Below are 4,145 nucleotides of genomic sequence, written 5' to 3'. Positions count from 1 at the left end.
ACTACGGTCTCGGCGTGACCGAACATGCTCAAGGCTCGACGACGGTGATGGGCATCGCGAACCTCGCGATGGCCACCGGCAACATCGGCCGCGAAGGCGTGGGCGTGAATCCGCTGCGCGGCCAGAACAACGTGCAGGGCTCGTGCGACATGGGTTCCTTCCCGCACGAGCTGCCAGGCTACCGCCACGTCGCGGGCGCCGAAGTGCGCGAACTGTTTGAGAACGCCTGGAATGTGAGCCTTGCGTCGGAGCCGGGCCTGCGTATTCCGAACATGTTCGATGCGGCGATGGACGGCAGCTTCATGGGCCTCTACTGCCACGGCGAGGACATCGTTCAGTCCGATCCGGATACGCAGCACGTAGCGGCCGCGCTTTCGGCGATGGAATGCATCGTCGTCCAGGATATCTTCCTGAACGAGACGGCCAAGTATGCGCACGTGTTCCTGCCGGGTTCGTCGTTCCTCGAGAAGGACGGCACGTTCACGAACGCCGAGCGACGTATTTCTCGCGTTCGCAAAGTGATGCCGCCGCTCGCGGGCTTCGCCGACTGGGAAGTGACGCAAAAGCTCGCCCGTGCGCTCGGCTACGAAATGGACTACGCGCATCCGGCGGAAATCATGGACGAGATCGCGCGTCTTACGCCGACGTTCCATAACGTTTCGTATGACCTGCTCGACGAGCTCGGCAGCGTGCAGTGGCCTTGCAACGAGCAAGCGCCGGAAGGCACGCCGACGATGCACATCGAGGAGTTCGTGCGCGGCAAGGGCAAGTTCGTCATCACGAAGTTCGTCGCGACGCCCGAGAAGGTCACGCAGCGCTTCCCGCTGCTGCTGACGACGGGACGTATTCTGTCGCAGTACAACGTGGGTGCACAGACACGCCGTACCGAGAACTCGCGTTGGCACGAGGAAGACCGCCTCGAGATTCATCCGCACGACGCCGAAGATCGCGGCATCAAGTCGGGTGACTGGGTCGGCATCGAATCGCGTTCGGGTCAGACCGTGCTGCGCGCACTCGTCACGGAGCGCATGCAGCCGGGCGTCGTCTACACGACGTTCCACTTCCCCGAATCGGGCGCGAACGTCATTACGACGGATAGCTCCGATTGGGCGACGAACTGCCCCGAGTACAAGGTGACGGCGGTCCAAGTGCTGCCGGTGCAGCAGCCCTCCGAGTGGCAGCAGGAGTATTCGCGCTTCAACGAAACGCAGCTGGCTTTGCTGCGTGAACGCGAGCAAGCGCTGGCCGACGCAAGCGTGGGCAAGTAAGGCTTCACCCCGCCGGACACAAGGTGGGGTGCGGCCCTACGCGACGGTGGCGACGCTGGCAACGGCGTCGCCCGGCACGACGTAAGGGACCAGACAGAAGGCAGTTACGATGAAAAAAGCGAATTTGATCGAAATGGCAAACCGCATCGGCGAGTTCTTCGAATCGATGCCTGACCGCGACGAGGCGCTCGCCGGTATCGCCGATCACATTGGGCGATTCTGGGAGCCGCGCATGCGGCGTGCGATTTTGGAGACGCTCGACAATTCGGCCGAAAGCGAACCGATTCTGCCGATCGTGAAAGAAGCGCTGACGCGGGCGCGCAACAAACTGACGCCTGCTGCAGCCGCCTGATTTCCGGCTCGCCAGTCTCCGAGTTTCAACGCCTAATTGGCATCGACGTGCCGGCTCCTCGCTATGAGGGCCGGCCGTTGTGCATTTGGGGCACGCGCGGCCAAAGTACCAACGAAGCGCTGACGAAGTTCGAGTCGGCGCTCGCGGCTCTGGGTCGGCGGGAACCCGCTTCGACCACTCGTCGCATTCTTGCCTTGGTAGTGAGGCACCTGCTCTGCCGCACATCACCGATCGCGGCGCATCGCAAACCACGTTTCGCAATGCCGAACGAGCGCGCCGGCGTCGGAAGCGGGCCGCCCTCTTGCACATATGTATCCGTCAGGCCGAAGCATATAGAAAGCCGGCCGCGTTCTCCCATACGCCTCCGTGAGTGACGGCCCGCGCCGGCAGGCCATATCGGTGACGCGCCAGATGCGCACGTCGCTTGCCAGCTTGGCGCTCAGCACGGTTGCGAGGCGATCGACGTCCGTCCATACGCCCATTGCTTCGGGCGACACCGCACTTGCGGCACGCGAGCGCTCCTTCCCGTCGTGCGGCCAAGCGATCAGCACGAAGAGCGAGAAGCAAGCCGGGTCGTGCAGATCGTAGATATACCCGGTGCCGGGGGCGCGTCCGAGTGGACCATCGACAACCTGCACCAGCGCATCAGGAGCCCGCTCGCCCGCACGTGGGCCGCCATCGAGCACGCGCTCAAGCGTCAGCGGGCTGCGCCTGTATTGAATCGACAGCTCGCTCACCGTCAACCGGGCAGCGTCGCGTAGCGGCCCGAACGAGGCAAGCACGGGCGTGACCCGTTCCCGCAACAGTTTGAGTGGACCACGCCCCGCCTCCGCCAGCTGCGTGACGAGGCTCACTTGGCGCAGCACCCGGCGCTCGATCGGCTGGCGCTCGGCCTGATAGGTATCGAGCAACGCCTCCGGCGCGTCGCCTGAGCGCACGCGAGCGAGCTTCCAGCCTAGGTTGAACGCCTCCTGTATGCCCGCATCCATGTCTTCCCCACCGGCTGGGCTATGCACGTACGCTGCATCGCCGGCCAAAAAAGCGCGCTGCACCCGCAACCGCTCGACCACCCCGCTATGCAGCCGGAAGCATGACGACCATTCCAATTTCGACAGCTCGAGCCGTCGGTCGATGCGCCGCCGCGCGGCGGCCTGCAGTCGCTCGAGGGTCGGTGTATAGACGTCGCGCACTTCTGCCGCGCTCTCTTCGGGCAGCGCGCCGTCGCTCGCATGGTCGGCGAGGAATCGATGTCGGCCGCCACCCATCGGCACAAGCGCTGCGATCCCGTCCTTCGACGTAAACATATGCACCTCGTCGTCGGACAAATCCGAATCGGCGCAAAGATCGGCGAGCATCAATGTCTGATCGAACGCCTTGCCGGACGATTTCAGGTCGAGCAGATGCCGCACAGTGCTGTGCGCGCCGTCGGCTGCGACGATGAACGATGCCTGGATCGTTTCATGCCGGCCATCGGAGTGCCGCAGACCGGCATGTACTTGTGAGTCGGCCTGAACGAGATCGACCAGCTCGACACCGCGCTCGACGACAACGCCGAATGCAGCGAGATGGTCGCTCAGAATGCGTTCTGCTACGGACTGGCCAAGACACAGCAGAAATGGATAGCGCGTGCGCAGCGGGTCGAAGTCCAGCCGCGCGAGCCTGTGGCCGGCTGAGTACAGATTGACCGCTCGCAGCCGGTGGCCTGCCGCGAGAAACTGCTCCACCACGCGATGCTGCTCGAGCAACTCGAGCGTACGGGCCTGGATGCCGATTGCCCGCGAGTGCGACGCCGGCTGCAGCGCGCGCTCAACGAGGCGAACCGGAACGCGGGCGCGTGCAAGACACATCGCCGCAGCAAGCCCGGTCGGGCCTGCACCGACGATCAGCACCGGCGGCTCGTTCAGAACGGCGGCCATGCTCTTTCTCCGGGGACACACCACACACACGCGTAGTGTACGCCGGCCATCGGCGCCCCGCGCTCACGCGAGTGTTCGTGTAGCGGGCTCGGACGTGAAGGAAAAGCTTCCGTTGCTTAGTGATTGGCAGGATGGAGCAAGGTCTGTGAATGCATGACGCTGGCGGCATGATCAATTCGTCACCGGCCAGTGGCCGATGCGGAGAATTTTGCCCTATCCTTTCTTTTTCATTACATATGTGATGTATCGTTCTGTCCCGATTCCAGCGTATATGTGGCTTAATGATGATGGCGGGGCAGATATCAGAGGCGGCGTTACCGTCCAGGGGCGCGAAGGAAGTATCGAGGTAATCGGCTTCAGCCACGGCCTGAACCTTCCGGTCGATCGCAACTCCGGGAAAATTACTGGTCCCCGCTCGCACTCTCCCATGAGCATCGAAAAGGAGTTCGATGCTTCCAGCCCTTACCATTACAAGGCCGTCGCTAAAGGGCAGACCCTGCAATCTGCGGAACTGAAGTGGTACAGGATTAACAACGCAGGGCAGGAACAGGTGTATTTCATCATGCTACTGGAAGGCGTGAAAATCACTGGCATCAACCCAGGGATGAC

Annotated in this window: 4 protein-coding genes; 3 read left to right on the top strand and 1 reads right to left on the bottom strand. The window is 63.0% G+C overall.

Annotated elements, in window-relative coordinates; all coding sequences use genetic code 11:
• Together VL598_RS07335 and VL598_RS07330 are read left to right on the top strand one after the other, a co-directional pair.
• A partial coding sequence (locus VL598_RS07335) for a molybdopterin oxidoreductase family protein (RefSeq protein ID WP_325326040.1) occupies window positions 1–1,268 on the top strand: 1,268 nt, incomplete at its 5' end.
• A gap of 109 nt (window positions 1,269–1,377) precedes the next feature.
• The gene (locus tag VL598_RS07330) at window positions 1,378–1,620 is read left to right on the top strand and encodes a formate dehydrogenase subunit delta (RefSeq protein WP_325326039.1); all 243 of its coding nucleotides are present in this window, start codon (window positions 1,378–1,380) and stop codon (window positions 1,618–1,620) included.
• A gap of 224 nt (window positions 1,621–1,844) precedes the next feature.
• Here VL598_RS07330 and VL598_RS07325 read toward each other — a convergent pair whose 3' ends face one another.
• A complete protein-coding gene (locus VL598_RS07325; RefSeq protein ID WP_325326038.1) occupies window positions 1,845–3,536 on the bottom strand; it encodes an FAD-dependent monooxygenase in 1,692 nt (563 codons plus the stop codon).
• A 208-nt stretch (window positions 3,537–3,744) separates the two neighbouring features.
• Between VL598_RS07325 and VL598_RS07320 the strand changes: the two genes are divergently transcribed.
• Window positions 3,745–4,145 (top strand): Hcp family type VI secretion system effector (locus VL598_RS07320; protein ID WP_349255119.1); only part of this gene is annotated, 401 nt, incomplete at its 3' end.

Source organism: Trinickia sp. (assembly GCF_035492435.1).
Taxonomy (GTDB): Bacteria; Pseudomonadota; Gammaproteobacteria; order Burkholderiales; family Burkholderiaceae; genus Trinickia.
Note: the sequence above shows the minus strand (reverse complement) of the source record. Positions and strands in the feature narration are given on the sequence as shown.